Below are 26,732 nucleotides of genomic sequence, written 5' to 3' on the forward strand. Positions count from 1 at the left end.
CTCCCTCGAGACGGTTCAGCGAGGATCGTAGAGGGTAGTCCTTTCCGATACCGCCCGGCCTATGCCGGCACCGATTTCTTCGAGCTCGGACACAGTTTTTGCCGAGCCGTGCTCGGAGCCGGCCATGCGGGAGATGGTCTCCTCCATCAGGGTGCCGCCGAGGTCGTTGGCGCCGGCTTGGAGCATCGCCCGGGTGCCGTCGATGCCGAGCTTGACCCAGCTCGTCTGGATGTTGTCGATGCGACCGTGGAGCATGATCCGCGCGAGCGCGTGGACGGCGAGGTTGTCGCGCATGGTCGGGCCGGGGCGGGCTGCGCCGGCGAGGTAGATCGGTGCGCTGGTGTGGACGAAGGGGAGGGGTACGAACTCGGTGAATCCGGCGTTTCCGTGCTCCCGGGCCTGGTCCTGGATGCCGGCCAGGACGCGGAGGTGACCGACCCAGTGGCGCGGGTTGTCGACGTGGCCGTACATCATCGTCGAGGTCGTCGGGATGCCGACGCGGTGAGCGGTGGAGACGATCTCGATCCAGGTCTTCGCGGGCAGCTTGCCCTTGGTCAGCACCCAGCGGACCTCGTCGTCGAGGATCTCCGCGGCGGTGCCGGGCAGCGAGCCCAGCCCGGCCTCGCGGACCTTGATCAGGAAGTCCTCGATGGAGAGTCCGGTGCGGGAGGTGCCGTTGACGATCTCCATCGGGGAGAAGGCGTGCACGTGCATCTCGGGCACCCGCTGCTTGACGGCCTGGACGAGGTCGAAGTACGCCGTCGAGGGGAGCTCGGGGTCGATCCCGCCCTGCATGCACACCTCGGTGGCGCCGAGGTTCCAGGCCTCCTCGGCGCGGTCGGCGACCTGGTCAAGATCCAGGGAGTACGCATCCGCGTCGGTCTTGCGCTGGGCGAAGGCACAGAACCGGCAGCCGACGTAGCAGACGTTGGTGAAGTTGATGTTGCGGTTGACGACGTACGTCACGGTGTCGCCGTTGACCTGTTGGCGCAGGTCGTCGGCGAGCTTGGTGACCTGGCGCAGCAGGTCGCCCTCGGCGGTCATCAGGGTCAGTGCGTGCTCGTCGGAGAGGTTGCCGGGGTCCTTCTCGGCGGCGGCGAGAGCCTCGTGTCCCTCGGCGTGGAGTACGGCCGGAGCACCGGTCGCCGTGGCTGCCTCTCGGACGGCGTCCCAGTCGCCGTAGACCGTCTCGAAGTCGTCCCTGCGGTCGTTGGTGCGGCCGGTGGTGTCGACCGAGGCGTGCAGGTCGACCCGGCCGGCTGCGGTGAAGCCACCATCGGGCTCCTGCCACGGACGACCCTCGGGCCGAATGCCGTCACGGGCCAGCCCGTCCTGGTCGGCGAGTGCCTCGACGTGGGAGAGGACGCGCGGGTCGATCCAGGCCTGCCCCTCGCGCAGGGTGCCGTTGACGTACTCCGGGTGGACGGTCAGTCGCGGCCGCAGCTGGAATCCGGCCTCGGCGCTGACCTGGCGCAGCGCGTCCAGCGAGGGCCAGGGGCGCTCGGGGTTGACGTGGTCCGGGGTCAGCGGTGAGACGCCGCCCCAGTCGTCGATCCCGGCGCCGAGCAGCGCCCGGCACTCGTCGAGGTCGACCAGGTTGGGTGGCGCCTGAACCCGGGCCTTGGGCCCGAGGACGATCCGGGTGACCGCGATCGCGGCCAGGTACTCGTCCAGCCCCAGGTCGTCGACATGGCGCATCGCGGTCGACGGCTTGGCCCGGAAGTTCTGCACGATGATCTCCTGCAGCCCGGCGTACGCCTTGTGCACCTTCCGCAGCGCGAAGATCGTCTCCGCGCGCTCGGTGAGGTTCTCGCCGATGCCGACCAGCAGCCCGGAGGTGAACGGGATCGAGAGGCGACCCGCGTCCTCGAGCACCCGCAGACGCACCGCGGGGTCCTTGTCGGGCGAGCCGAAGTGGGCCTCGCCCTTGGTCTCGAACAGTCGTCGGCTCGTCGTCTCGAGCATCATCCCCATCGAGGGGGAGACCGGCTTGAGCCGGTTCATCTCCTCCCACGACATCACCCCGGGGTTGAGGTGGGGGAGCAGTCCGGTCTCCTCGAGCACCCGGATCGCCATCGCGCGCACGTAGTCGAGGGTCGACTCATAGCCACGGGACTCGAGCCACTCCCGCGCCTCGGGCCACCGGTCCTCGGGCCGGTCCCCGAGGGTGAACAGCGCCTCCAGGCAACCGAGCTTCGCGCCCTCGGCGGCGATCTCGAGGATCTCGTCAGGGCTCAGATAGGGCTCGCGGCCCTCGCGCTCGGCCTGCCCCGGCGTCTCCACGAACGTGCAGTAGTGACATCGGTCCCGGCACAGCTTGGTGACCGGGATGAAGACCTTGGGGGAGTACGTCACCGTCTCGGGTCGCCCGGCCGCGACCAGCCCGGCGTCGCGTACCTTCGCCGCGGCGGCGGTCAGTCGTTCGAGGTCATCGCCCCTGGCCGCGAGGAGTGCCGAAGCCTCCGCCACGTCCAGGGCTGCGCCGCGTTCGGCCCGGGCCAGCGCCCGGCGGATCTGCTGAGGTGTCGGCTGCTCGCTCATCACCAAGCAGCCTAGTAGGCACCGCCCAGTTGTCGAACTAGTTGTCGATCTGGGCGCTCGCTCCGGGGGCGGTGGCGACGAACTTGGCGTTCCAGTCCTGGGGGCCCGACCAGTCGACGATGACACCCTTGCCGTCGCCGCCGGGGGTGCCCGGCCAGTCACACTTCTTGGCGCCGCACTTGCCCCCGTTGAGGGTGAGCTTCACGTTGAACTTCTTGCCCGGCTGGAAGCCTTCGAAGCTGAGCCGCCAGGTGTTGCAGGCGATCTTCTGCTTCGTGTAGACGGGGTCGGTGCACTTGTCCTGCTTGGTCCACTCGAGCTTCTTCGCCGCGGCCCGGCCGCAGGACTGGGCGTCGGTGGCCTTCTCGGTGCCCCAGGCGAAGGTGACGGTGGTCTTGACCGCGATACAGCCCTCGACGCCACCCTCGGTGACGGGCAGCTCGTAGGTGGAGCCCTTGAGCTCCTCGAAGCTTTCGCTTCCGCCCTTGGCGATCCCGATCACCGACTGCCCGCCGGGAGCGGTGGGCTCCTGGACGTCGAAGTCGACCTGCATGTAGGCGGCCTTGGGAGTCACCTTGGCGCCGAGCGCGTCGGCCTTCACGTAGCACGCGTCGAGGGCCTTGACCGCCTTCTCCTTGGCCGGGCCGGCAGCGCCGGGGTCGCCGTCTTTGAGGAGGTCGCCGACCGCGAGGAGGCCGGCCATGGAGGTCTTGTCGACCTCCTTCTCCATGCAGCGGGTGTCGCCGACCTTCCAGTTGTCGCCGATCTCGGTCGCCCACGACTCGGTGCAGTCGAGCAGGCCCCGGCTGAAGTTCATCGCGTCGTCCGCGGGCCATTCGCCGGTGTAGGTCCAGTCGTCGCCGGCGTCCACGACGCCGTGAGAGCGCAGCTCGGCCGCGGGAACCTTCCCGACCAGAGTCTCGGCCGCGCAGGTCATCTGGTCCTCGGTGGCCCAGCCCGGCTTGGGAACGCCACTGGCGATCGCCTCGGCCGCCTTGGCGTCGTCGCCGTGGAGACCGAAGATGCCGAAGCCTTGGGTGAAGATGCCGACGCCGAGCAGCAGAACCGCGGCGACCCCGCCACCGACGATGGTGTAGAGCTTCTTCTTGTCGCCGGCGTTGCCCTGGCCGGCGTTGGAGTGGTGCGAGGGCAGCCACTCGGGCTGGCCGCCGCCGGCGCCGGTGCCGCCGGTCGAGGCCGCGGCGGCAGCAGTCTGGGGCAGGCCCTTGCCGCTGTGCACGACCGTGGAGTCGGTCTCGTTGGCGAGCGGGGCGGGAGTCGGGGTGCCTTCGCCCGGGCGCTTGACGATCGTCGGCTGAGCCTCGGCCTCGGGGGCGTCGGCGCCGGCCCCGGAGGTGCCGTCCGCGGTGGTGTCCCAGGTGACCCCGGGACGGGAGCCGAGATCGGCAGCGGCCGCTCCGGCGACACCGCCGATGACACCACCACCGAGACCGGACTCCTCGAGCCGGTCGGCGGCCTTGTCGAGCGCCTTGGAGAGCTCGGCCGCGGTCCGGAAGCGGTTCTCCGGCTTCTTCGCCAGCGCCCGCTGGATGATCGGGTTGATCAGGTCGGCGCCGGGCGTCGAGGCGGGCAGCCGCGGCACCGGGCTGTTGATGTGGGCGCTCATCAGCTCGAAGTCGGTGCCGGTGTAGGGCGCCTTGCCGGTCAGGCAGGCCCACAGCAGACAGCCGGCGGCGTAGATGTCGCCCGCCGCGGTCGCCTGCTCACCCATGTGACGCTCGGGCGACATGTAGGGCAGCGAGCCCACCACCGAGCCGGCCCGGGTCACGTTGGAGTCGCCCTCGGTCGCGATGCCGAAGTCGGTGAGGTAGGGGACGAGCTCGCCTTCCTGGCGCTCCCACAGGAGCACGTTGGACGGCTTCACGTCGCGGTGGACCACACCGGCGCGGTGCGCGTCGAAGAGGGCGTCGCTGACGTCACCGACCAGGCGCAGCGCCTGGACGGTCTCCAGCGCCCCCTTGGTCTTCAGCCAGCCGTGCAGGTCGCCATCGGGGACGTACTCGGTGACGAGGTAGACGGTGCCCTCGACCTCGCCGTATTCGATGATCTGAACGATGTTGCGCGAGCGCAGCTTGGCCAGGATGTTGGCTTCCCGCTCGAAGCGGGTGATGAAGTCCTTGTCGACCGTGAGCGAGGGCAGCACCAGCTTCAGCGCCACCTTGCGTCGCAGTGCCGGGTCCTTCGCCTGGTAGACGACACCCATGCCACCTTGACCCAGGACCCGCTCGATCACGTAGCGACCGAACTGCTCGCCTTCCTGGGGGAACGCAACCATCTTTAGAACCTCGCCCTGATTTTTTTACCCGATTCCAGACCTCTGCCGAAACCCTAGCGTCCCCTTAACGATCGTCGTGCGGCAACGCCACGGGCGAGACCAATTGTTAAGACGCTCGTTCGGTTGGACTAGTTCGGGAGGACGGCCTTGAGCCCGTCGACCTCTGCGGTGAACCGGTCCTTCCAGCCCTTCGGTGCGGTCCAGTTGGTCCAGGTGCCACTCGGCTTGGTGACGAAGGCCGTGTCCGAGCACGATCCGGAGGCCGACCGGCAGTCCCCGCCGTTGAGCTTCAGCTTGATGGTGACGCTGGAGAGGAGCTCGTAGCCCTCGTAGTGGAGCGTCCAGGAGCTGCACGGGGCGTACTTCGGCTGGGCGCACGACTTGTCCTTCGTCCACCACAGCCTGCGATCCTTCGCCTTCCCGCAGGCCTCGCTCTCGCTGGTCTTGGTGGTGCCCCAGGGGTAGTTGATCGAGGCCTGGAAGGTCGCGCAGCCCTCCTGGCCGCCTTCGCGGACGGGGATGTTGATCTTCCCGCCGGTCACCGGCGCCCACTCCGAGGAGTCGGCGGACTTCGCCTGCACGACCACCTCGCTGCCCTCGACGGTCGGCGAGGTGACCGCGAAGTCGACGCCGAGCACGGCCGGGGTGGCCGTCGCGGCCGGCGCAGTGAGCTCGTCGCTGACGTAGCACTCGTCGAGCGCGGCGACCGCCTTGTCGGCCTGCTTCGTGACGCCGGCGTCCTCGACCTCCATGACCTGGGTGGTGATCAGGCCGGCCATCGCAGTCTCGTCGACGTCGCCGAGGCAGTCGGTGTCGGTCAGTGCCCACTCCTTGCCGATCGCCTTGCTCCAGTCACCCGAGCAGGAGAGCAGACCCTCGGCGTACGTCGTCGCCTGCTGTCCCCGCCACGCGCCGGTGTAGGTCACCGACTCGCCGGAGATCTGGATCAGCCCGGCCTTGCGCAGGGCGTCGCTGCGCTCGTCCTTGACCAGCTGCTCGGCGGCACACGTGGCGTCCCCGGCCGAGGCCCAGGCCGGCTTCGGCGCGTCCGCGGCGATCGCCGCCACCGCCTTCTTGTCCTCCGCGCTCAGCGGGCCGAACCCGAGACGCCCGGTGAAGAACGCCCATGCCCCGGTGCCGAGCAGTGCGACGAGCACCACCGCGCCCGCGGCGCCGAGCCCGATCAACAGTCCCTTGTTGCTCTTCTTCTGCTGTTGGTGGTGTGGCGGCAGCCCATAGGCCGAGGCGTACGCAACGGGCGGCTGCCCCGGGGGCGGCCCGTAGCCGCTGGGCGGTGCAGCCGGCATCGCCGTTGTGGGTGGCGGCGGGGGCGGTGCCGTCGGCGGCTGAGAGGGCGGCGGCGATGAGGGAGGGGGCGACGACGGGGGAGGCGACGACGGGGGAGGCGGAGGAGGCGGCGGGGTGGGGCGCGCGCTGGGGATCCGGGTCGCGTCCGGGTCGATGGGGTTCGCCGGCTCAGGCGCCGGAGGCGGCGTGGGCCGCGGCGTACCCGGTCTCGTCTTGTCCTGGTCGTCTGGCCCCATGTCGCACGCCCCGCATGTCAGTGAAGTGGGCGACCGGGCCGAGCGACCCGAGTCGTAGGGCACATCGTAAAGACACTTCGCCGAATTCGCAGCCGGGGCCTCAGTACTGGCCCGGATACCGGCCGGGGTCGCGCGGCCGGCGCTGCTGCGGTGGCTGACCCCGGAGGTCCCGAGGGGGCCGCGGGCCGCGCATGGGCGGAGGTTGGCGGAGCTGGTGATCGATCTGCTGGCGGGGCTGGTGATAGGCAGGGGCCATCGGCTGCCCGACGGCCGCCGGATGCGGCGAACGAATTTTCGTTCGCCCGCGCGCGAGCCGGCTCGGCCACCAGATGACGTCACCCAGATCGAGGTTGATGGCGGTCACCAGGATGGAGCGGACCACGAGGGTGTCGAGGAGTACGCCGAGGGCGATCGCCAGGCCGATCTCGATGAAGCTCACGTGCGGCAGCGTGGTGAGCACCGCGAACGTCGCGGCCAGGACGATGCCGGCGCTGGTGATGACGCCGCCGGTCGCCGAGAGGGCGACCAGAGAGGCGCGGCGGGTGTCGCCATGGGCGACGACCTCCTCACGGACCCGGTGCATCAGGAAGATGTTGTAGTCGATGCCCAGCGCGACCAGGAACACGAAGACGAACAGCGGGAACTCGCGGCCCTGCCCGGCGAATCCCATCGCGTCGAAGATGATCGCCGAGAGGCCGAGCGCGGCGCCGAAGCTGAGGACGACCGTGGCCATCAGCAGCAGCGGGGAGAGGACCGAGCGGAGCAGGATCATCAAGATGATCAGCACCAGCCCGAGCACCAGCGGCATCACGACCTTGGTGTCCCGGTCGGTCGCCGAGGCCATGTCGAGCTGGATCGCTGCGGTGCCGGTGGCGAGCGCGTCGGCGCCGTCGACGGCGTGGACGACGCCGCGTACGTCCTCGACGGTGTCGAACGACGCCTTCGACATCGGGTCGGTGGCCAGCGGGACCGCGGTCAGCGCGACCTCGTGGGTGCCGTCGGTGACCGGGGTGACGCCCTCGTAGCCGGCTTTCGTGAGCGCCTCGACGACGTCCTTCTCGGTGCCCGGGGCCGAGACGACCTGGATCGGGTTGGACGGGTCACCGAGGTCGTGCTCCTCGAGTACCCGGTCGCCGATCAGCGACGGGAAGTCCTTGGTGTAGGTCTCCGAGCTGTCCAGCGTGGTGATGTTGAGCATCGAGAGCCCGCCGCAGCAGGCCAGCAGCACCGCGGCGGTGCCGATCCAGACCGCCCGGGGCCGCTTCCGGATCCAGTCGCCGAGCCGCGCCCAGATGCCGCCGGACTTCTCGCCGGAAGTGCCGTACGCCGGCTTGACCGGCCAGAACACCCAGCGACCCGTGATCACCAGCAGGGCCGGGAGCAGGGTCAGCATCACGACCAGGCCGGCGACGATGCCGATCGCGCAGACCGGGCCGAGGCTGGCGGTCGACCCCATGGTGGCGACCATCAGGCCGAGCATGCCGACGGTGACGGTGCCGGCCGAGGCGATGATCGCGGGGGCCGACCCGCGCAGCGCAGCCGCCATCGCCTTGTGCCGGTCCTCGTGGCGGCCCAGCTCCTCGCGATAGCGGGCGATGAGCAGCAGCGCATAGTCGGTGCCCGCGCCGAAGACGAGCACGTCGAGGATCGCCCGGTTCATCTGGTTGAGGGTCAGCCCGGCGTACATCGCGCAGAGGTAGACGACCCCCATCGACACGACCAGCGCGACCAGCACCGAGACGAGCGGGAGGAACCACAGCACCGGGCTGCGGTAGGTGATCAGCAGGATCACGATGACCACGCCCGCGGCGGCGTAGAGCAGCGCGCCGCCGATGCCGGCGCCGGCCTCCATCTGGTCGGCCGTGGAACCACCCGCGCCGCCGATGTAGACGTCGACGCCGTCGATCTTCGTCATCTCGACCAGGTCGTCGCGCAGCTCGAGCAGCGCGGTCGGGTCCTCGTCGGCGTAGTTGACCACGAGCGAGACCGTGGCGACCTCGCCGTCGGCGGAGACCAGGCCGTGCTTCTGACCCTTCTTCTCCCCGGTCGGATACGCGATCGCCGGCATGACCGGCTGATCCGGCTTGCTCTCCTGGGTCACCACGCCGTCGAGCGACGCGATCTCCGGGATCTGCAGCACGATCGCGGTGTAGTCGGACTTCGTCAGGCCGCCCTCGCGGTGGTAGACGATCGTGGTGGTCAGGTCGTCGGGGTCCTGCACCTTGGCGAGCTCGTCGATCGCCTGGGTCGACTCCGCGTTGGCCGGGAGCCAGTCGGAGTTGTCGTGGGACTCGACGTCGCCGAGCTTGCCCGTCAGCGGACCCATCAGGACCAGCATCACCAGCCAGAAGCCGAGCACGACCCACTTGGTGACGGGCCCGGTGATGGCGCTGACGATCCGCTCAGACATACGTCCATGCAACCAATGCCCGTGGGGGCAGCGTCACAGCGGGACGTCCGGGCCGGCCGTGGGTGTAAGCGAGTTCACAGCCGGCCGGGAGATCAGGCCAGCCACTCCTTGACCTGGGCGATCGACGCGAGACCGTCGGTGCCGAAGGCGGGAGTCACCTGGAGGCTGGTCACGCCGGCCTCCTGGAACGCCGCGATCCGCTCCTTCACGAACGACTCCGGTCCGACGAGGTTGCCGGCCTCGAGCCAGGCGTCGGGGACCTCGGCCTCGGCGTCGCGCTTGTGGCCGTCGAGGTAGAGGTCCTGGATCTTCTTGGCCGCGTCGCCGAAGCCGTACTTCACGGCCATGTCGTTGTAGAAGTTCTTACCGCGGGCGCCCATGCCGCCGACGTACAGCGCCAGCAGTCCGCGCATCGTGTCGCGGTGGCGCTTGGCCTCGTCGGGGTCGTCCGTGATCGCGAGCAGACCGCCGGCGGAGATCTCCAGCGGCTTCAGGTCGGGCGAGCGCTTGGCCAGGCCCTTGTCGAGCGCCGCGCCCCAGACGTCGCGGGCCTTGTCGGGCAGGAACTGGAACGGCAGCCAGCCGTCGGCGATCTCGGCGGTCATGGCGACGTTGTTGTCACCGAGCGCGGCCACCCAGATCGGGGTGTCGGCACGCTCAGGCCTGTTGAGCAGCTTGAGCGGCTTGCCGAGACCGGTGCCCTGGTCGGCCGGCAGCGGGATCTTGTAGAGACCGTCGCTCTTCAGCCGCTCGCCCCGCAGGCCGGCGCGCAGCAGCCCGATGATCTCGCGGGTGCGGGTCAACGGCTTGTCGTACGCCACCCCGTGGAAGCCCTCGATGACCTGGGGTCCGCTCGCGCCCAGGCCCAGGATCGCGCGGCCGCCGGAGACGTTGTCGAGACCGGCCGCGGTCTGGAGCAGTGCTCCCGGCGTACGGCTGTAGATGTTGAGGATGCCCGAGCCGAGCTCGACCCTCTCCGTCTTGGCGGCCAGGTAGCCGAGCAGCGAGACCGCGTCGAAGCCGTACGGCTCGGCGACCCAGAGCTGGTCGAGCCCCGCCTTCTCCAGGCCGACGACCTGGTCCGCGGTCTCGCGCGGGTTGCCGAAGTAGGTCAAGGGCATCGCAAGCTTCATACTGGGCTGCTTCATGTTGGGGAGGCTACCGTGACCGTGTGACGGAGATCAGGTTCGGATACAAGGCGTCCAACGAGCAGTTCGCACCCACGGAGCTGCTGAACTACGGCGTGATGGCGGAGGAGCAGGGTTTCGACTCGGTCTTCATCTCCGACCATCTCCAGCCCTGGAGACACGACGGCGGTCACGCACCATTCGCGATGACCTGGCTGGGCGCACTCGGTGCGCGCACGGAGCGGATCGTGATGGGCACCTCGGTGCTCACCCCGACGTTCCGCTACCACCCGGCGATCGTGGCGCAGTCGTTCGCGACCCTCGGCTCGCTCTTCCCCGACCGCGTCGTCCTCGGGATGGGCACCGGTGAGGCGATGAACGAGGCCCCGCTGGGCATCGAGTGGCCCGAGGGCAAGGTGCGGTTCGCGCGGTTCCGCGAGGCCGTGCGCGTGATCAAGAAGCTCTGGTCCGAGGACCGGGTCACCTTCGAGGGCGACTACTACCAGCTCGACCGGGCGACCATCTACGACAAGCCGTCGACGCCGGTCCCGATCTACCTGGCCGGCAGCGGCCCGGCCGCGACCAAGTACGCCGGCCGAGCCGGTGACGGCTACATCACCACGTCGGGCAAGGGCGCCGAGCTCTACACCGACACGCTGCTCCCGGCCGTACGGACCGGCATCGAGCTCTCCGAGCGCAAGCCGGAGGACGTGGACATGATGATCGAGGTCAAGGTCTCCTTCGACCACGACCTGGAGCAGGCGATGGAGGCGACCCGCTTCTGGGGCGCTCTCGGTCTCAGCGCCGAGCAGAAGCACTCCGTCGAGGACCCGGTCGAGATGCAGCGACTCGCCGACGCGCTCCCGACCGAGGCGACCGCCAAGCGGTTCATCGTGTCGACCGACCCCGACGAGCACGTCGCGCGGATCAAGGAATACCTCGACATGGGCTTCACCCACCTGGTCTTCCACGCCCCGGGTCCGGACCAGGCGAAGTTCCTCAAGCTCTACGGTGAGGAGATCCTCCCCAAGCTCCGCGCTCTCGCCTGAGCTGGGCCGGAGCATGGCCAGGGCCCCGGCCGGGAATCAGAACCGGGGCCCTGGGAGGACCGCCCCACATACGTGGTACGCCGTCCGGATGTGTTGTGTTGCACTCGTTTGGGATCGGTTGCGAATTCCGTTCTCGGTGTGGTCGGCGGGCACCTACGCTCACCAGGCATGAGCCTGATGGTCGACCCGTTCGTGGACGCCGCCGAGAAGCACCGGCGCGAGCTGCGTGTGCACTGCTACCGGATGGTGGCGAGCTTCGACGAGGCCGAGGACCTGGTGCAGGAGACCCTGGTCAAGGCCTGGGAGCGGCGCGACCAGCTGACCGACCCCGAGGCGATGCGGGCGTGGCTCTACCGGATCGCCACCAACACCTGCCTCGACTTTCTGCGCCGCAACGAACGGCGGCCGAGGACGTACGCCCCGCTGCCGGGGTTCGATCACGGCACCGGTGAGCCCCCGGAGCTGCTGGAGTGGCTCCAGCCGTTCCCGGACTCCCTGCTCGAGCCGGAGCGCCCGGAGGACGAGGCGGTCGCGCGCGAGACGATCGAGCTGGTCTTCCTGACCGCGATCCAGCACCTGACCCCGCAGCAGCGGGCCGTCTTCGTCTTCCGCGAGGTGCTCGGCTGGTCGGCCGACGACACCGCGGCCGCGCTCGACGTCACCGTCGCCACCGTGAACTCGCTGCTGCAGCGCGCCAAGCCGGCGCTGCGCCGCCATCTGCCCGAGGACCGGTCGACGTGGCGCACCGAGGGGCCGACCGAGGAGGAGCGGAAGGTCATCGACGCCTACATCGCCGCCGGGGCGAGCAACTGGCGCGAGGGCATCGCCGACCTGCTGACCAGCGATGCCGTGCTCACCATGCCGCCCAACCCGTTCTGGTTCACCACCCGCGACGCGCTGCTGTCGTTCGTGCTGCCCAACCTCGACCCGAACTCGCCGACCTACCTGGGCGAATGGAGGTTCATCCCGGCGCAGGCCAACCGGATGCCCGCGGTCGCGGGCTACGTACGCCGCCCCGGCACCACGATCTACCGCCCGCAGACGCTCGACGTGCTCCGCATCGTCGACGGCCGGCTCGCCCAGATCACCACCTTCGAGCCGCATCTCTTCCCCGCCTTCGGGCTCCCGCAGGCGCTGACCTGACGCCGGCCCGAAAAAGTCTCGGCGCACCCGATGAGCTGCCGGCGCTGCGTACGTCCTAACGGGCAGATCGCGCACGACGGGTGCGCGACAGGAGCTCAGGAGAAACCATGAACGCACAGCTTCAGGACCGCACCGCCATCGTCTGGGGCGGCGCGGGCGACATCGGCTCGGCGACCGCGAAGGCCTTCGCCGAGGCGGGTGCCACGGTCTACCTCGCCGGCCGCACCGAGGCCAGCCTGGCGGCCAGAGCCGAGGAGGTCGGCGCAGCCGGCTACGGGGTGGTCGACATCCTCGACGAGGACGCCGTGATCGACTTCGTGGAGCGGGTCGTTGCCGAGACCGGCTCGCTCGACATCTCGTTCAACGTCGCCGACCGCGGCGACATCCAGGGGCAGACGCTGCTGGAGATCTCGGCCGACGACTACACCCAGCCAGTCGTACGCGGCATCGCCGGCTCCTTCCACACCGCCCGCGCGGCCGCGCGGCAGATGGTTGCGCAGGGCCGCGGTGTCGTGCTCGCGCTCGACTCCGGCTCCGCACGCGGCTCGGCGCCCGGCATGGGCGGGACCAGCGCGGCCGACGGTGCCCTCGACGCGCTGGTCCGTGATCTCGCCGCGGAGGTCGGACCCTCCGGCGTACGCGTCGTGGGGATCTGGACCGCCGGGATCACCGAGACGTTCACGGTGGAGAAGTTCGAGCGGGTCCTCGGGACGCGGCTGCCGGAGGAGGCCCTCGACGGGATCCGGGCGAACCTCGACGGAATGCGGATGACCAAGCGGTCGCCGCGGCTGAAGGAGGTCGCCGACACCGCGATCTTCCTCGCCTCCGACGGCGCCGGCGCGATCACCGGCGCCTGGCTCAACGTGACCAGTGGGATGTACCCGAGCTGAACCGGTTATGGTTCCCGGCATGTCCTGGACCAGGGGTGAGCCGCTCACCGACGTACATCGGGAGCGGCTCATCGCCGCGGGGCTCGAGCCGGAGGTGCTTGCCGGGCTCGAGCTCAGCGAGATCACCGGGCCGTTGCCGGAGTGGTGGCACGAGGGCGGCAACGCGCTCTACCTGCGCGACGGGTTCCCCCTCGACGAGCGGCTGATCGAGCTGCTCGGGTTCTACCCGTTCTCCGACGCGCTGATCGTGGTCGCGACCGACATCACCTCGATGCAGGCGCTGCTGGTCGGCGGCGACTCGCCGACCATCTTCATCGGCCCGGACACGAGCATGGTCTGGGGCGAGATCTACTGCGGCGGCGGCTCTGCGGTGATCCTCTCCGGTGGTCTCGTCGCGACCTCGCGCGCGCAGATCGACGCCCGCAACGGCGGCTCCATCGTGGCTGCCCGCGACCAGCTCTGGGCGGCCAACGTCTACGTCGCCACCGACGACATGCACCGGCTCGAGGACGGTGAGACCGGGCAGCGGATCAATCCGTACGGCGCCAACATCCGCTTCGGCGAGCACGTCTGGCTCGGCCGTGACGTGATCGTCACCGGCCACGCCGAGATCGGTGACGGTGCCGTCGTCGGTATGCGCGCCATGGTCCGCAACCAGAAGGTCGAACCGCGTACGGCCGTGGCCGGCGTCCCCGCCCGACTGATCCGCGAGAACGTCGTCTGGTCCGGCGAGGACACCCCCTGACGACAACCCTCAGGGCGCCGAACCGAACGGCCCGCCGCTCGTAACGTCCCATTCACATTGCGCCCGCCGCAGCGTCGCTGCCGGCACGCACGCTTGACGCCATGGCATCGGCCCACCGCCCCCTTGTGATCGGCCATCGCGGAGCGCCCGGCTATCTGCCGGAGCACTCCTTGGAGTCCTACCGTCTGGCGCTGCGCCAGGGCGTGGACGCGCTCGAGACGGACGTGGTGATGACGAGGGACGGGGTGATGGTGCTCCGCCACGAGAACGAGCTCTCCCGCACCACGGACGTGGCCTCGCGCCTGGAGTTCGCGGAGCGGCGTACGACCAAGGTCATCAGCGGCAAGAAGTGGACCGGCTGGTTCACCGAGGACTTCACCTTCTCCGAGCTGCTCAGCCTCGGGGCACCGACGAACAGCCAGCCGATCATCACCCTCGACACGCTCCTGCTGCTCGTCGCCGACGAGTCGCAGCGCCGCGGTCGGCGGGTCGGGCTGCATGTGGAGGTCAAGCACCCGACGTACTTCGCCTCCATCGGCCTGCCCGTCACCGAGACCCTGCTGCAGATCCTCGCCGACCACGGCGTCGACGCCTGGAACAGTCTTCCGGGCCTGCCCACCCAGCGGCTGTGGCTGCAGAGCTTCGACGAGGCGTGGGTGCGGGAGATGAGCACCCGCACCGACCTTCCGCTGGTCCAGCTGGTCGACAAGAAGTGGGGTGCGGTCGACTGTGCGGAGATCGCGACGTACGCCCAGGCCATCGGCCCCAAGAAGTCGATGGTCCGCAAGAAGGGACAGCCACCCACCGGCTTGGCCGACGAGGCCCACCGGCACGGTCTGCTGGTCTTCGTCTGGACCCTGAAAGCAGGCCGCGACCAGGCGAATCGCCTCTTCGAGGCCGGTGTGGACGGCGTGTTCGCCGACTACCCGAACCGTCCGATCGCGGCCTTGGCCGACATCACACAGGTTCAGACCGCCTGAGTCTGGCGCCCGCACGTAGGGTGTGGGGCATGCCGCCCCTCAATGCGGACCGCGCGGTCCTGATCGCCGCTCGGGAGGTCCTGCTCAGGGACCCCCGCGCGACTATGGCCGCGGTCGCAGAGGAGGCCGGGATGGGAGTGGCCGGGCTCTATCGGCGCTACGCCAACAAGCAGACACTGCTGCGGGCCGTCGCCGCCGACAGCTATCGCCGCTACATCGCCTTCGCCGAGGCGGCGCTGAGCGACACCGACGACCCGTGGCACGCGTTCACGGGCTTCCTGCGCCAGGTGCTCGACGACGGACTCCCGAGGCTCACCCTCGCCCTGCGCGACGAGGTCAGCTTCGACGAGGTCCTGCGTGACCTGGACAAACTCGCCGTACACACCACCAACCGCCTCCTGCGCGGCGCCCGTGGCAGCGGCATCCTCCGCCCCGACGTCACTCGCGCCGACATCACCGTGCTCCTCGAGCAGATCAGCCGCATCGACGTAGGAGACGACGTACGCAGCGCCGCCCTGCGTCGCCGCTACCTCGCCCTCGTCTGCGACGGCCTTCGCGCCGAGGCAGCCAGCCGCCGCCTCCCCGGTCCGCCTCCGCATGAAGCTGAGTTGATCGGGCGGTGGGCGGGGGAGATCTCGAGCGTCTCCTAGGCTGTCGGTTTCGCTGTCGAGCTTCGTCGGTCTTGGTTTGGTCTCGGTTCGCCGCCGCGGAGGTGGCCGTGGTTTCGTTTCGGGGTTCGCCGCCGACCCTTGGTTCGATTGTTTCTCGATCGCGCACCGCGTCAAGGACGGGCTTCGCCCGCCGGCTTCGCCGGTCGCCTGCGGCGATCCTTGACCCGGTACGCGATCGAGAAAGACTTGGCCTGTATCGGGTCGGCGGCGAGAGTTTGGCGCAGCGGATTCAGTTGGGCACGGGCTTGGGGGCCGTGGGCTCGTCGTGTGCGGGCGGATCGTGCCTCGTGGGTGCCTACGGCAGTCGGCGCGATCTTGTGAATGGTTCACAAGCGGGCCGTTGTTCCTGACCGGGTCTGGTTCGGTACCGGGTATGGTTCGGTGCCGGCCGGGTCGCGAGTTTCCCACCGATCGGGAGAGTTCTCTACGGGCGTGGAGGTTCCCCATGCGCCGGAGTGTGGGGAACGTTCGCTGCAGTGGGGAAATGTTCCCGCCAGCAGGGGAACGGCGCGCGTGGAGTCGAGGCATCTGGCCGGAAGGCTCATTTGGGCACCAGGCGCCTTCAGCGAGTCGTCAGGCCCGACGGGCAGGCCCGGTGGTGTGGTTCCTCGCCCAGCCGGTCAGGGGCGGCGGGTGAACCGGATGGTGCCGTCCGGTAGCCGCTCATGAACGTACGCCGCATTGTGGGCCAATCGGTGATGATGCGGACACAACAACGCACCGTCCTTGAGATCTGTCTTCCCGCCGGCGGACCACGGGTCTAGATGGTGGGCATCGCACCATTCGGGTGGCATGTCACACCCCTCGGCTTGGCAGCACTTGTGCTGGAGCCGCATCGCTTTGCGTTGGATGGGCTGGAAGAACCTGCTGCCCCGACCGGCGTCGAGGACCTCGCTGTCGCCGCCGAGGACCCAGGGGATGATGGTGGCGTTACACGCCAACTTGCGGGCCTCGGCCGCGCTGATGGTGGTGCCGTTGGTCTCGTCATAGCCCAACGTGGCGATCCCGAGGTCCTTGCGGAGCTCCTCGAGGCTGATGACCACGTTGATGGTGGTGGCATCGCCACCGTGGCGGGGTAGCGCGGCCGGGTCGACGGTCTCGAGCAGCCGGGCGAAGCCCTGGCCCATCAGCCGTTCCCACGGCGGCAGCGGGGCACCCTTGCCGACCAACTGCTGCTTACGGGGCTGGGCGTAGGCCTCCACCAGCCGCTTGAACCGCATCCCGATCGAGGTCGGCAGGACGCCGTCGAACCCGATGGTGCCGTCGTGGTTGTCCCACACCCGTAGCGCGGTCTTCTGGTGGGCGCGTTCTTCTTCGGCCAACAGGGCTTTGGCTTCGGCGTCCTCGAACCGGGCCGGGTCGATCTCGGCCAGGATCCGTCTCCCGACGATGCGGAGTTCGTTCGCGGTCAACCGGGTGGCGTAGTCAACGAGCAGCTTCTCCGCCAGGACCAGGTCCTCGGCACTCGCGACAGGGTCGGCCTCGATCTTGTCGAGCGCCTGGGTGATCACCCGGGCCTTGTCCTGGGACACGACACCTGCGGCCAGGCCGGCAGCGACGAGGTCGTACTTGGTCACCGCCGCCGCGAGTTTGATCTGGGAGCGCGCCACGGCCTTGTCAACGAGGAGGTCGGCCCGCATCCATCCGGAGGCGTCTTTCGCGCCGGTCTCCTCAGCAATATCACCGGCCGCAGCAAGGACTCGCAGTTTCAGTGCGGCTTGTTGGGCTTGGAGTTTCTCCAGCCGCTCGAGGAGGCCTTTCTTCTGCTCAGTGCGCCAGTAGGCGGGATCGGTGGCGAGGAGCTCTTCGAGGGCGGTCTCGATGGCCTGCAGGGCAGCGTCGATCGCGTCGCCGGGGTTGGTGCCCCAGTGGTCGATCGAGCGGCCGAGACTCATCGCTGCCCTCTCCTTCAGAGGTGTGCTGTGATGTGTCCGATTCTACGCCTCAGATGCTCATCTGACTATCTATTTTCCCAGGTCAAGCACTGTTTTCGCGGTGAGCGAACGCTCTCGTTCCTGTGGATGGTAAGTGGCCCGAAGGGCCACCCTCACACCCCATGAGCATCACCTGTCCGAAGCTAGATTCCGCTGCGCCACACCCGGGCCGCCGCCCCGATAGCCAGCCAAAATCTTTCTCGACGGGCCCCGGTGTCAAGGACCGCGAAGCGGCCGGCGAAGCCGGCGGCCGAAGGCCGTCCTTGACTCCGGGGTTCGTCGAGAAGACCCTCAAAGCAAGGGTCGGCGGCCCACCCCAACCAAGAAGAACGATCCCGCAGAGAAGACAAACGCGCCCCCGCGAAAAGAAGTCAGTTCTTCCGAAGAAGCGCAGCGAGAAGCCCGATGGAGCCGCCGACGATCCAGGGAAGCGGAAGAAGCCAGCGAAGGTCCTCGACGCTGTGGATGACGACGGTCCCGCTGACGATCAAGGCCCACACGACGACGAAGACGAGAAAGGCGAGTCCCATGACCAGGTGGCCGATGTTGACCGGGTGCCGGCCGGTGGGCTTCGGCGGTTGCGCCTGGTCCTCGAAACGTGGCGGCGGGGCGTAGTCGTAGCTCACGGGTTGCTCCTCTCGGCCGTTCCGACGAAGGCGGCGGCTCGGGGGTCGCTCTCCTCGAAGACCTTGATCTCCCCGACGTCCGCGGTGATGGTCAGGTGGAGGTCGGCGTCGTCGGCGAGACCGGGTTCACTGCCTTCCTCGCCGGCGACGTGGGTGCGGGCGAGGCTGAACCCGCCGACGTCGCCGCGGGTCTCGTCGAAGATCCGCGTCTCACCGAGGGCGCTGACGGAGGCGTCGACGGCGACGGTGGCGTCGTCGGGGACGATCACGGTGATCTCGCCGAAGGAGCTGTTGATGTCGAGCTCGCGGCCGTCGAGCGTCTTCGCATCGATGGCGCTCAGGTCCAGCGTGATCTCCCCGGCGTCGACCTGGTACGACGACTCCAGCATCGCGACGCTCCGCGGATGGGACTCGATGCTGCTGCCGGTGTCGATGTTGGAGGGGTCGATCATGGTGAGCGGCAGCGCGGCGAGCGCCAGCAGCCCGAGGAAGATCAGCCCGCCGGCCCGGCCCCAGAAGGCGCCGAGCACGAGGAAGCCACCGAAGACGGCCAGGAGCGCCGCCGGGTAGGCGCTGGTCGGGACCGGCGCCCAGTCGGCGACGTCGACGAGCCCGAGGACACCGACCACCAGCGCGGCGACCGCGATGGCGCGTCCGAACAGCAGCGGCGGGCGCCGCCGACCGGCCACGGTGACGGGCGCGCTGGGATCGTAGGATCCGGGCGGCCACGGCGCCGGAAGAGTACGTGTCTGGGCTGCGGGAACGTGCATGCTCGTGGTGGAAGGAGACGAGGCAGAGGACGGGGGAGGTCCGCCGCGCTTGCGGCCCCACTTCCCGCGGTTGGCGTACCAGAGCGCGACCACCCCGAGCACCGCGAGCCAGAACCACGGGACGCTGGTGTCACCGAACGCGTCGCCGAGCAGCGAGATCGCCGCGATCCCGCCGGCGATCCAGAGCAGGAGGTTGCGGGCAGGTGGTCCGACGGGGATCATCCCGTCCTCGGCGCCCTCCTCGGGCACCAGCACCCAGGCCGCGACGTACACGATCCCGCCGGCGCCCCCGAAGAACACCGCCACGACCAGCAACACCCGCACCAGCAGCGGGTCGACGTCGAAGTGGCGTGCGATCCCACCCGCGACGCCGGCGATGTGCCGTCCCTCCGGAGAGGCATGGGTCGTACGCCGCAGGCCACTGAGGTTGCGCAGCTGCTCGACACTGGGCCGGGCGCGCGCCTCGGAGGCAGGCGGTGGCGGCTCCGGGTTGGGAGGCGGCGGCGCCTCGGGCGGGATCGTCACACCCCTACTCTGACTCCTCCGCACCCCGCAGACCATCAGGGACGGCCCTGAGTTCTCGACGAGCAAGGATCAGGGTGAATCCTCATGGCACACACCCGTGGTTGGTGTGACGATGGATGTCATCATGACGACAACCCATGCCACCGCGGAGCTGCCGGAACCGCCCCCGGAGCGCACAGGCCCTATGGCTTCGGGCCCCGCTCCAGCGGTACGCCGCGCCTACCGCGACACCGACGCGTCGGTGATCGGCGGCGTGGCCGCGGGCCTGGCCGAACACCTCGGCCTCCCGGTGCTCGCCGTGCGTGCGTTCTTCGTGGTGACCGCCGTGTTCAGCGGCTTCGGCGTGCTGCTCTACGCCGCCCTGTGGATCTTCATCCCCGCCGCGCCTCTCCTGGAGCAGTCCACACCAGGCGGTGAGAGCGCGACCCGCGGTGGCCGCCGCCCCGCCGCGCGTTCGGGCGGCGTCGACAAGGGCCCGGCGATCGCGCTGCTCGCCCTCGGGTTCGGTGCCGTGGTGCTCTTCGACACCGTGCTCGGTGCCGGTGCGCTGATCTGGCCGGCGATGCTCGGCGTCGCCGGTGTCGCGCTGCTGTGGCGCCAGGCCGACGCCGCCCAGCGGGAGCGCTGGATCGACGGCACCGGACGCCTCGACCTGGTGCGGATGGTGTTCGGGAAGGGTGGCTGGCGGGCGTACGTCCGGGTCGGTGTCGGCGTCGGGCTGATGCTCTTCGCGGTGATCCTCGCCGGCGGCCAGCTGGACTTCGGCAACGCCACCGCGCTGATCATCGCCGGGCTGATCGTGCTCGGCGCGGGCTTCCTCGTCGTCGGGCCGTGGATGCACCAGCTCGCCAGCGATCTGGGCAGCGAGCGCGAGGAGCGGATCCGGAGCCAGGAGCGTGCCGACATGGCCGCTCACCTGCACGACTCCGTCCTTCAGACCCTCGCCCTGATCCAGCGCAACTCCGGCGATCCCGCGATGGTGCAGAAGCTGGCCCGCGCCCAGGAGCGCGACCTGCGAGAGTGGCTCTTCTCGACCCCGGCCGAGGCCGACGAGACGTTCGCGGCCGCGCTGAAGGCGGCCGCAGCAGAGGTCGAGGACGCCCACGGCGTGACCGTCGACGTGGTGGTCGTCGGCGACGGCCCCTTCGACGAGACCGTGCGCCCGATCGTCGCCGCCACCCGAGAGGCGGTCACCAACGCCGCCAAGCACGCCGGCACCGGACGGGTCGACGTCTACGCTGAGGCGACCGAGGAGGCCTTCGAGGTCTTCGTCCGCGACCGGGGAGCGGGCTTCGTCGTCGACGAGGTCTCCGCCGACCGGCACGGCGTACGCGACAGCATCATCGACCGGATGTCGCGCCACGGCGGCAGCGCTGTGGTGAGATCGTCTCCGGGAGAGGGCACCGAGGTGCGGCTGAAGCAGCCGCGGATGGAGAGCAACCATGAGTGAGGTCAAGGTCGTCATCGTCGACGACCATGCGATGTTCCGCACCGGCGTACGCGCCGAGCTGAGCCGTTCGCCGGTGATCCGGATCGTCGGGGAGGCCGAGGATGTCGACTCCGCGGTCAAGGCGATCGCCGAGGGCAAGCCCGACGTGGTGCTGCTCGACGTACATCTTCCCGGCGGGGGCGGTGTCGAGGTGATGCGCAAGGCGCCCGCCGTCGACGGCTCGCCGCGCTACCTCGCGCTGTCTGTCTCCGACGCGGCCGAGGACGTCATCGGCACCATCCGCGGCGGCGCCAGGGGTTACGTCACCAAGACCATCACCGGTGCCGAGCTGGTCGCCGCGATCCAGCGCGTCTCCGGCGGAGACGCGGTCTTCTCACCGCGTCTGGCCGGCTTCGTGCTCGACGCCTTCGCCGGCACCATCGCCATCGCCGACATCGACGAGGATCTCGACCGCCTGACCGAACGAGAGCGCGAAGTGATGCGCCTCATCGCCCGTGGCTACTCCTACAAGGAGGTCGCCGGCGAGCTGTTCATCTCGATCAAGACGGTCGAGACCCACATGTCCAACGTGCTGCGCAAGCTGCAGCTGTCGAGCCGTCACGAGCTCACTCGCTGGGCCAACGACCGCCGCCTGCTCTAGACCTCCTACGCCGGCTCCGGTGGGCGAGCCTCCATCAGGTGGGCGAGCTCATCGGTCTCCGCGTCGGTGAGCGTCGTGAACCCGTCGCCGCGCAGGATCTGCAGCGTCCCGTCGGAGATGTCCAGGAACAGCCCCACGAGACGTACGTCCCGGCCTGCCAGGAGCTCCCCGAGGCGGTCGATCATCACCGCGACGTTGACCTGGGAGACCTGGTCGACCTCGCTCCGGCCGGCCGCGGCGGCTGCGGCGCCGACGGGGTGTCCGGCCTGCCACTCGTGGATGGCCGGAGCGGCATGGCGCAGCCAGTCGCCGACCGGCCCGGCGGGCACGTCCCCGGCACGGGTGCTCTCCAGCGCGGAGGTGATCGCCCCGCAGCGGGAGTGGCCGCAGACGACGACGGTGTTGATGCCGAGGTCGTCGACGCCGAAGAGCATCGGCGCCGCGACCGAGCTGTCCGGGCTACCGGGCTCGGGCACCAGGTTGCCCATGGTGCGCACGGTCAGCAGGTCGCCCGGTCCGCTCGACGTGATCAGGTTCGGCACGACCCGGGAGTCGACGCAGGTCAGGAAGACCGCGTGCGGCTCCTGGCCGTCGGCCAGCCCCTCGTAGACCGGGCGCAGCGGTGCCGCGTGGCGGCGGTGGTACTCCCGCACGCCGAGGGCGAGCGGGTGGTGCCGGTCGGTGCGGTCGGCGCGTACGTCCTGCCAGGCGCTCCACGGCAGCAGGCCGCGGGGGCTGATCGGCGGCGCCTTCAGTGCGCGCTCCTGGCGGGGTGCTTCTTCGCCGTGCGGTCCGGAGTGTTCCACGAGCACGGTGCCACCGGCGGCCTCGTAGCGGGCGCGCCAGTGGTCGAGCTGGTCACGTCCCGCCGGGTCGAGGTAGTCGACGAGGAGGTCGAGCTCGACGACCTGGCCCTCCGGGATCTCGTCGAGCCTGCTCACCAGTGTCGGCGTCGCCAGGAACGAAAGGCTGCCGTGCAACTCGACCAGCCACTTCTCGCGGCCGTCGGCGGCCTGGCCGGCCATCCGTACGTCGATCCGCACATGGACCAGGCGCCACAGCACCAGCACCAGCGCGGCCACGAGGCCGATCAGGACACCTTCGATGAGGTTGAGCGCGAGCACTCCCGCGATGGTGAGGCCGTAGATCCACAGCTCGCCACGGGCGTGCGCCTGGGAGATGTCGGCAGGCCGGACCAGGCCGGTGCCCATCATGATCAGCAGCCCGGCCAGAGCGGCGAGCGGGATCTGCTCCACGAGTCCGACCAGGACGAGGGCGAAGAGGAGCACCCAGACGCCGTGCAGGATCGCGGACGCACGGGTGCGGGCTCCGGCGGCGACGTTGGTCGAGCTGCGCACGATGACGCCGGTGACCGGGAGGCCGCCCAGGGCACCGGATGCGGAGTTGGCCAGACCCTGGCCGACGAGCTCGCGGTTGAGGTTGCTGCGCGGGCCGCCGTGCAGCTTGTCGACGGCAACCGCCGAGAGCAGGCTCTCGACGCTCGCGACCAGCGCCACGGTGAGCACCGCGCCGGCCACGGCGAGCGGGGTGCCTTCCGGCAGCGCGACCGAGCCGATCTCGTTGAGCAGGTCACCGCCGAGCTCGACCCGCTCGGCGCCCGGCAGCCACGCAGCCGCGAGGAGGGTGAGCGCGACGACAGCGACCAGCTGGCCGGGCACCGCGCGGATCCGCTGCGGGAGCCGTGGCCAGGCGAGCAGGATGGCGATCACCCCGAGCCCGGCCAGGACGGCGTGGATGTTGGGTTCCTGAGCGTTGCCGATGATGTGCTTGACGTTCTCGAACGCGCTGGACTGCGACCGGCCGCCGAGGGCGACGTTGAGCTGGCCGAGCACGATCGAGATTCCGATCGCAGCGAGCATCGCGCTGACGACGGTGGGCGAGATCGCCAGCGCGTAGCGCCCGAGCCGGGTGGCACCGAGCACGACTTGGAGCACCCCGGCCATCACGGTGATGGCGCAGGTCGCCTCCCAGCCGAACTCGGCGACCGTCTCGGCCACGACGACGGTCATGCCGGCAGCGGGGCCGCTGACCTGCAGTGGGGAGCCGCCGAACAGGCCGGCAACGATGCCGCCCGCTGCGGCGGCGATCAGGCCCGCGGCGACAGGAGCACCGGAGGCGACGGCGATGCCGAGCGAGAGCGGCACGGCGACGAGAAAGACGACCAGCGAGGCCGGTACGTCGAAGCGAATGGTCTGGCGGAGCTGATCGAGCGGTCTGGACCCGCCAGTGGGCAGGGTCGGGTTGGGTGATGACACGTCAGAATCCTCCTTGCGGAGCCGAGAGCGATGGTGGCGGTCACGGTGAGAGTAGGCAGACGTCGCCGAATTCCCCAAGGTGAATGTGACCAAAATCGTGTGATCGTTCGAAAACGTGCCGAAGCGGTACCGCGTGGTGGGCTCCGAAGCGGTGGCTCTAGTCTTTGCCCATGGAGATCGTGCGGCACATCCTGCTCGTCATTCACCTGCTCGGCTTCGCAGCGCTCTTCGGCGGCCTGCTGGTGCAGATCAAGACCCCTGACAAGGTCGCCAACGGCCTCATGCGCGACGGCTCCGGCACCGCGTTCCTCGCCGGGCTGCTGCTCGTCGGCGTCCTCGAGATGGGCGACGGGCCGGTCGACCACGCCAAGGTCGGCGTGAAGCTCGTGATCGGCCTGGTCATCCTCGGCCTGGTGATGTCGCAGCTGCGCAAGCCCAAGATCTCCGACGGGCTCTACTGGACGATCTTCGGGCTGACGATCATCAACGTCTGCGTGGCGGTCTTCTGGTCCTCCGCGCACGTCGCTGCCTGACGATTCTCACAGGGCCCGCCGACCCGTGACTTGTCGGTGCCAGCCCCTAGGCTGGAGGCAGCATGAGTACGCCTGACCAGACCCCTGTCGCAACCATTCCGGGCCTCGAGGCCTTCGCCTCGGCGCAGCCGGCCGACGAGCCGCGTACGAAACGGCGTGGCCCGAGCACCGAGGAGCTCCTCGACGGGCTCAACGAGCCCCAGAAGGCCGCGGTGCAGCACCAGGGAGCGCCCCTCCTGGTCGTCGCGGGTGCGGGGTCGGGCAAGACCCGGGTGCTGACCCGGCGGATCGCGTGGCTGATCTCGCAGCGCGGCGCCCACCCCGGCAGCATCCTGGCGATCACCTTCACCAACAAGGCCGCGGCCGAGATGAAGGAGCGCGTCGAGGCCCTGGTCGGCAAGCGCGCCCGGATCATGTGGGTCTCCACGTTCCACAGCGCCTGCGTGCGGATCCTTCGCAAGGAGATCGACAAGGTCGGGCTGAAGTCCAACTTCTCCATCTACGACGCCCAGGACCAGAAGCGGCTGATGCAGCTGGTGCTCAGCGACCTCGACCTCGACCCGCGTCACTACCAGCCCGGCCAGGTGCTCAACTGGGTCAGCGACCAGAAGAACGAGCTGCGCGACGTCGAGGCGGCCGAGAAGGACGCGCGCAACCACCTCGAGCAGACCTATGTGGCGGCCTACAAGGAGTATCAGAAGCGTCTGCGGCAGGCGAACGCCCTCGACTTCGACGACCTGATCATGTCGACGGTCGAGCTCTTCCGGACCTACCCGGAGGTGCGCGAGGTCTACCGGCGCCGCTTCCGGCATGTGCTGGTCGACGAGTACCAGGACACCAACCACGCTCAGTACGCCCTGGTCCACGAGCTCTGCGCCGACCGGATGGACGACACCGCGCTGACCGACACCTACGCCGAGGAGACTCCGCGTGCCGAGCCGGCCGAGCTGATGGTCGTCGGCGACGCCGACCAGTCGATCTACGCCTTCCGCGGCGCCAACATCCGCAACATCCTCGACTTCGAGCAGGACTTCCCCAACGCGACCACCATCCTGCTGGAGCAGAACTACCGCTCCACCCAGACGATCCTCACCGCGGCCAACGCGGTCATCAAGCACAACAAGGGTCGCAAGGAGAAGGCGCTGTGGAGCGACGCCGGCAACGGTGATCGCATCGTCGGCTACGTCGCCGACGACGAGCGCGACGAGGCCCGGTTCGTCTCCGACGAGATCGACAAGCTGGTCGACGGTGGGCTCAAGGCTGCCGACGTCGCCGTCTTCTACCGCACCAACGCCCAGTCGCGTGTCTTCGAGGAGGTGTTCATCCGCACCGGCCAGCCCTACAAGGTCGTCGGCGGTGTGCGCTTCTACGAGCGCAAGGAAGTACGCGACGCCCTGGCCTACCTGCGCACCCTGGCCAACCCCGACGACCAGGTCTCGCTCCGAAGGATCCTCAACACCCCCAAGCGGGGCATCGGCGACCGTGCCGTGGCCTGTGTCAACGCGCTCGCCGAGCGCGACGGCCTGACCTTCTGGGACGCGCTGCAGAAGGCCGAGGACGCTCCCGGTCTGGCCACCCGCAGCCTGACCAACATCAAGGCCTTCGTCGCGATGGTCGAAGAGCTGCTGCAGATGGTCGCCGCCGGTGAGCGGGCCGACGTCATCCTGGAGACGGTGCTCGACCGATCGGGCTACCTCGCCTCGCTCGAGGAGTCCGACGACCCGCAGGACGAGACCCGCGTGGAGAACCTCGCCGAGCTCGTCGCCGTGGCCCGTGAGTTCTCCGACGACCCGGTCGCGGCCCCGAGCGCCGACCCGGCCGACGTCGACGCCGGAACCGTCGAGCCCGGGCTCCGCGACTTCCTGGAGCGGGTCGCCCTCGTCGCCGACACCGACCAGATCCCCGACGACGAGGACGGCGTGGTCACCCTGATGACCCTCCACACCGCCAAGGGCCTGGAGTTCCCCGCGGTCTTCCTCACCGGCATGGAGGACGGCGTCTTCCCGCACTCCCGGGCCCTCGGTGACGGCACCGAGCTCGAGGAGGAGCGCCGCCTGGCCTACGTCGGCATCACCCGTGCCGAGAAGCGGCTCTTCATCTCGCGCGCCGTCGTCAGGTCCGCCTGGGGCGCGCCCTCGCACAACCCCGGCAGCCGCTTCCTCGACGAGCTCCCGGTCGACCTGGTCGACTGGCGGCGTACGGAGAAGGAGATGTCCTCCTGGGGCCGGCCGAACTTCGCCAACGACAGCTGGGGCGGTGGCCAGCGTCTCGGTCAGCCCACGGCCGCCGGACGCCGCAACTTCTCCTCGGCCGCGCTGCGTGCCGACGTCGCGGCCAAGTCGAAGCCGGCCCGTGAGGTGCCCTCGCTCGACCCGGGCGACCGCGTCACCCACGACTCCTTCGGCCTCGGCACCGTCGTCACCATCGAGGGCTCGGGCGACAAGCAGGTCGCGAGCATCGACTTCGGGGACACCGGGGTCAAGCGGCTGCTGCTGCGCTACGCGCCGGTCGAGAAGCTGTGACGCGGGGCGGCTGAGGGCTCACGGGGCTTTGGTAGCGCGGTAAGCGGCTGTTCCTCGTGG

At 69.6% G+C, this 26,732-nt stretch carries 19 protein-coding genes; 10 read left to right on the forward strand and 9 right to left on the reverse strand.

Translation table 11 applies throughout. From position 1 onward, the window contains the following. Positions 1-15 precede the first annotated feature (15 nt). From ACIO3S_RS05625 to ACIO3S_RS05645, 5 genes are all read right to left on the reverse strand, one after another. Positions 16-2,541, reverse strand: coding sequence for a bifunctional FO biosynthesis protein CofGH (locus ACIO3S_RS05625; RefSeq protein ID WP_400460398.1), 2,526 nt, complete (start codon positions 2,539-2,541; stop codon positions 16-18). Positions 2,542-2,578: 37 nt separating this feature from the next. Beyond that, positions 2,579-4,837, reverse strand: coding sequence for a serine/threonine protein kinase (locus ACIO3S_RS05630; protein ID WP_400460400.1), 2,259 nt, complete (start codon positions 4,835-4,837; stop codon positions 2,579-2,581). Between the two features lie 128 nt (positions 4,838-4,965). Next, a complete protein-coding gene (locus ACIO3S_RS05635; protein WP_400460402.1) occupies positions 4,966-6,144 on the reverse strand; it encodes a hypothetical protein in 1,179 nt (392 codons plus the stop codon). Between the two features lie 337 nt (positions 6,145-6,481). Beyond that, positions 6,482-8,791, reverse strand: a complete 2,310-nt coding sequence (locus ACIO3S_RS05640) for an MMPL family transporter (RefSeq protein WP_400460404.1) — start codon at positions 8,789-8,791, stop codon at positions 6,482-6,484. Between the two features lie 92 nt (positions 8,792-8,883). Then, positions 8,884-9,939, reverse strand: coding sequence for an LLM class F420-dependent oxidoreductase (locus tag ACIO3S_RS05645; protein ID WP_400460406.1), 1,056 nt, complete (start codon positions 9,937-9,939; stop codon positions 8,884-8,886). Positions 9,940-9,962: 23 nt separating this feature from the next. Between ACIO3S_RS05645 and fgd the strand changes: the two genes are divergently transcribed. The 6 genes from fgd to ACIO3S_RS05675 all read left to right on the forward strand — a co-directional run bounded on the left by fgd (position 9,963) and on the right by ACIO3S_RS05675 (position 15,375). Beyond that, a complete protein-coding gene (gene fgd / locus ACIO3S_RS05650; protein WP_160025275.1) occupies positions 9,963-10,967 on the forward strand; it encodes a glucose-6-phosphate dehydrogenase (coenzyme-F420) in 1,005 nt (334 codons plus the stop codon). 168 nt (positions 10,968-11,135) lie between these two features. Further along, a complete protein-coding gene (locus ACIO3S_RS05655) occupies positions 11,136-12,110 on the forward strand; it encodes an RNA polymerase subunit sigma-70 (RefSeq protein WP_400460409.1) in 975 nt (324 codons plus the stop codon). A gap of 107 nt (positions 12,111-12,217) precedes the next feature. Continuing rightward, positions 12,218-13,000 carry an SDR family NAD(P)-dependent oxidoreductase gene (locus ACIO3S_RS05660; RefSeq protein WP_400460411.1) on the forward strand — a complete coding sequence of 261 codons (783 nt, stop codon included), beginning with the start codon at positions 12,218-12,220 and terminating at the stop codon, positions 12,998-13,000. A gap of 19 nt (positions 13,001-13,019) precedes the next feature. Beyond that, positions 13,020-13,745: an acyltransferase gene (locus ACIO3S_RS05665; RefSeq protein ID WP_378840532.1), complete on the forward strand. Its 726-nt coding sequence runs from the start codon at positions 13,020-13,022 to the stop codon at positions 13,743-13,745. 101 nt (positions 13,746-13,846) lie between these two features. After that, a complete protein-coding gene (locus tag ACIO3S_RS05670; RefSeq protein ID WP_400460414.1) occupies positions 13,847-14,725 on the forward strand; it encodes a glycerophosphodiester phosphodiesterase family protein in 879 nt (292 codons plus the stop codon). A gap of 29 nt (positions 14,726-14,754) precedes the next feature. Beyond that, positions 14,755-15,375, forward strand: a complete 621-nt coding sequence (locus ACIO3S_RS05675; protein ID WP_350841120.1) for a helix-turn-helix domain-containing protein — start codon at positions 14,755-14,757, stop codon at positions 15,373-15,375. Positions 15,376-16,016: 641 nt separating this feature from the next. On the opposite strand, the gene ACIO3S_RS05680 is transcribed toward ACIO3S_RS05675, so the two are convergent. The 3 genes from ACIO3S_RS05680 to ACIO3S_RS05690 form a co-directional block, all read right to left on the reverse strand. Continuing rightward, positions 16,017-17,291 carry a DUF222 domain-containing protein gene (locus tag ACIO3S_RS05680; protein ID WP_400460417.1) on the reverse strand — a complete coding sequence of 425 codons (1,275 nt, stop codon included), beginning with the start codon at positions 17,289-17,291 and terminating at the stop codon, positions 16,017-16,019. Between the two features lie 410 nt (positions 17,292-17,701). After that, positions 17,702-17,956, reverse strand: a complete 255-nt coding sequence (locus ACIO3S_RS05685; RefSeq protein WP_160025267.1) for a hypothetical protein — start codon at positions 17,954-17,956, stop codon at positions 17,702-17,704. After that, a complete protein-coding gene (locus ACIO3S_RS05690; protein WP_400460419.1) occupies positions 17,953-19,251 on the reverse strand; it encodes a PspC domain-containing protein in 1,299 nt (432 codons plus the stop codon). The genes ACIO3S_RS05685 and ACIO3S_RS05690 overlap by 4 nt, the downstream gene beginning before the upstream one ends. A gap of 124 nt (positions 19,252-19,375) precedes the next feature. Here ACIO3S_RS05690 and ACIO3S_RS05695 point away from each other — a divergent pair, with 124 nt between their 5' ends. Next, positions 19,376-20,701 (forward strand): PspC domain-containing protein, encoded by a 1,326-nt coding sequence (locus tag ACIO3S_RS05695; RefSeq protein ID WP_400460421.1) that lies wholly within the window; start codon positions 19,376-19,378, stop codon positions 20,699-20,701. Next, the gene (locus tag ACIO3S_RS05700; protein ID WP_350719667.1) at positions 20,694-21,341 is read left to right on the forward strand and encodes a response regulator transcription factor; all 648 of its coding nucleotides are present in this window, start codon (positions 20,694-20,696) and stop codon (positions 21,339-21,341) included. Before ACIO3S_RS05695 ends, ACIO3S_RS05700 begins: the two co-directional genes overlap by 8 nt. 5 nt (positions 21,342-21,346) lie before the next feature. Here ACIO3S_RS05700 and ACIO3S_RS05705 read toward each other — a convergent pair whose 3' ends face one another. Next, positions 21,347-23,617 (reverse strand): SulP family inorganic anion transporter, encoded by a 2,271-nt coding sequence (locus ACIO3S_RS05705; RefSeq protein ID WP_400460424.1) that lies wholly within the window; start codon positions 23,615-23,617, stop codon positions 21,347-21,349. A 170-nt stretch (positions 23,618-23,787) separates the two neighbouring features. On the opposite strand from ACIO3S_RS05705, the gene ACIO3S_RS05710 reads away from it, so the two are divergent. Both ACIO3S_RS05710 and pcrA read left to right on the forward strand, forming a co-directional pair. Beyond that, positions 23,788-24,150 carry a hypothetical protein gene (locus ACIO3S_RS05710; RefSeq protein ID WP_350719670.1) on the forward strand — a complete coding sequence of 121 codons (363 nt, stop codon included), beginning with the start codon at positions 23,788-23,790 and terminating at the stop codon, positions 24,148-24,150. A 62-nt stretch (positions 24,151-24,212) separates the two neighbouring features. Next, positions 24,213-26,672, forward strand: coding sequence for a DNA helicase PcrA (gene pcrA / locus ACIO3S_RS05715; protein WP_400460426.1), 2,460 nt, complete (start codon positions 24,213-24,215; stop codon positions 26,670-26,672). The last annotated feature ends 60 nt before the right edge of the window (positions 26,673-26,732 follow it).

The organism is Nocardioides sp. NPDC087217 (assembly GCF_044744805.1).
Classification (GTDB): domain Bacteria; phylum Actinomycetota; class Actinomycetes; order Propionibacteriales; family Nocardioidaceae; genus Nocardioides.

Excerpts from the sequence above, each read along its gene's own strand:
- ACIO3S_RS05625 (WP_400460398.1), bottom strand. The coding sequence starts at position 2,541 with ATGAGCGAGCAGCCGACACCTCAGCAGATCCGCCGGGCGCTGGCCCGG.
- ACIO3S_RS05645 (WP_400460406.1), bottom strand. The coding sequence starts at position 9,939 with ATGAAGCAGCCCAGTATGAAGCTTGCGATGCCCTTGACCTACTTCGGC.
- ACIO3S_RS05670 (WP_400460414.1), top strand. The coding sequence starts at position 13,847 with ATGGCATCGGCCCACCGCCCCCTTGTGATCGGCCATCGCGGAGCGCCC.
- ACIO3S_RS05710 (WP_350719670.1), top strand. The coding sequence starts at position 23,788 with ATGGAGATCGTGCGGCACATCCTGCTCGTCATTCACCTGCTCGGCTTC.
- ACIO3S_RS05640 (WP_400460404.1), bottom strand. The coding sequence starts at position 8,791 with ATGTCTGAGCGGATCGTCAGCGCCATCACCGGGCCCGTCACCAAGTGG.
- ACIO3S_RS05700 (WP_350719667.1), top strand. The coding sequence starts at position 20,694 with ATGAGTGAGGTCAAGGTCGTCATCGTCGACGACCATGCGATGTTCCGC.
- ACIO3S_RS05680 (WP_400460417.1), bottom strand. The coding sequence starts at position 17,291 with ATGAGTCTCGGCCGCTCGATCGACCACTGGGGCACCAACCCCGGCGAC.
- ACIO3S_RS05660 (WP_400460411.1), top strand. The coding sequence starts at position 12,218 with ATGAACGCACAGCTTCAGGACCGCACCGCCATCGTCTGGGGCGGCGCG.
- pcrA (WP_400460426.1), top strand. The coding sequence starts at position 24,213 with ATGAGTACGCCTGACCAGACCCCTGTCGCAACCATTCCGGGCCTCGAG.
- ACIO3S_RS05630 (WP_400460400.1), bottom strand. The coding sequence starts at position 4,837 with ATGGTTGCGTTCCCCCAGGAAGGCGAGCAGTTCGGTCGCTACGTGATC.
- ACIO3S_RS05695 (WP_400460421.1), top strand. The coding sequence starts at position 19,376 with ATGACGACAACCCATGCCACCGCGGAGCTGCCGGAACCGCCCCCGGAG.
- ACIO3S_RS05655 (WP_400460409.1), top strand. The coding sequence starts at position 11,136 with ATGAGCCTGATGGTCGACCCGTTCGTGGACGCCGCCGAGAAGCACCGG.
- ACIO3S_RS05665 (WP_378840532.1), top strand. The coding sequence starts at position 13,020 with ATGTCCTGGACCAGGGGTGAGCCGCTCACCGACGTACATCGGGAGCGG.
- ACIO3S_RS05675 (WP_350841120.1), top strand. The coding sequence starts at position 14,755 with ATGCCGCCCCTCAATGCGGACCGCGCGGTCCTGATCGCCGCTCGGGAG.
- ACIO3S_RS05635 (WP_400460402.1), bottom strand. The coding sequence starts at position 6,144 with ATGCCGGCTGCACCGCCCAGCGGCTACGGGCCGCCCCCGGGGCAGCCG.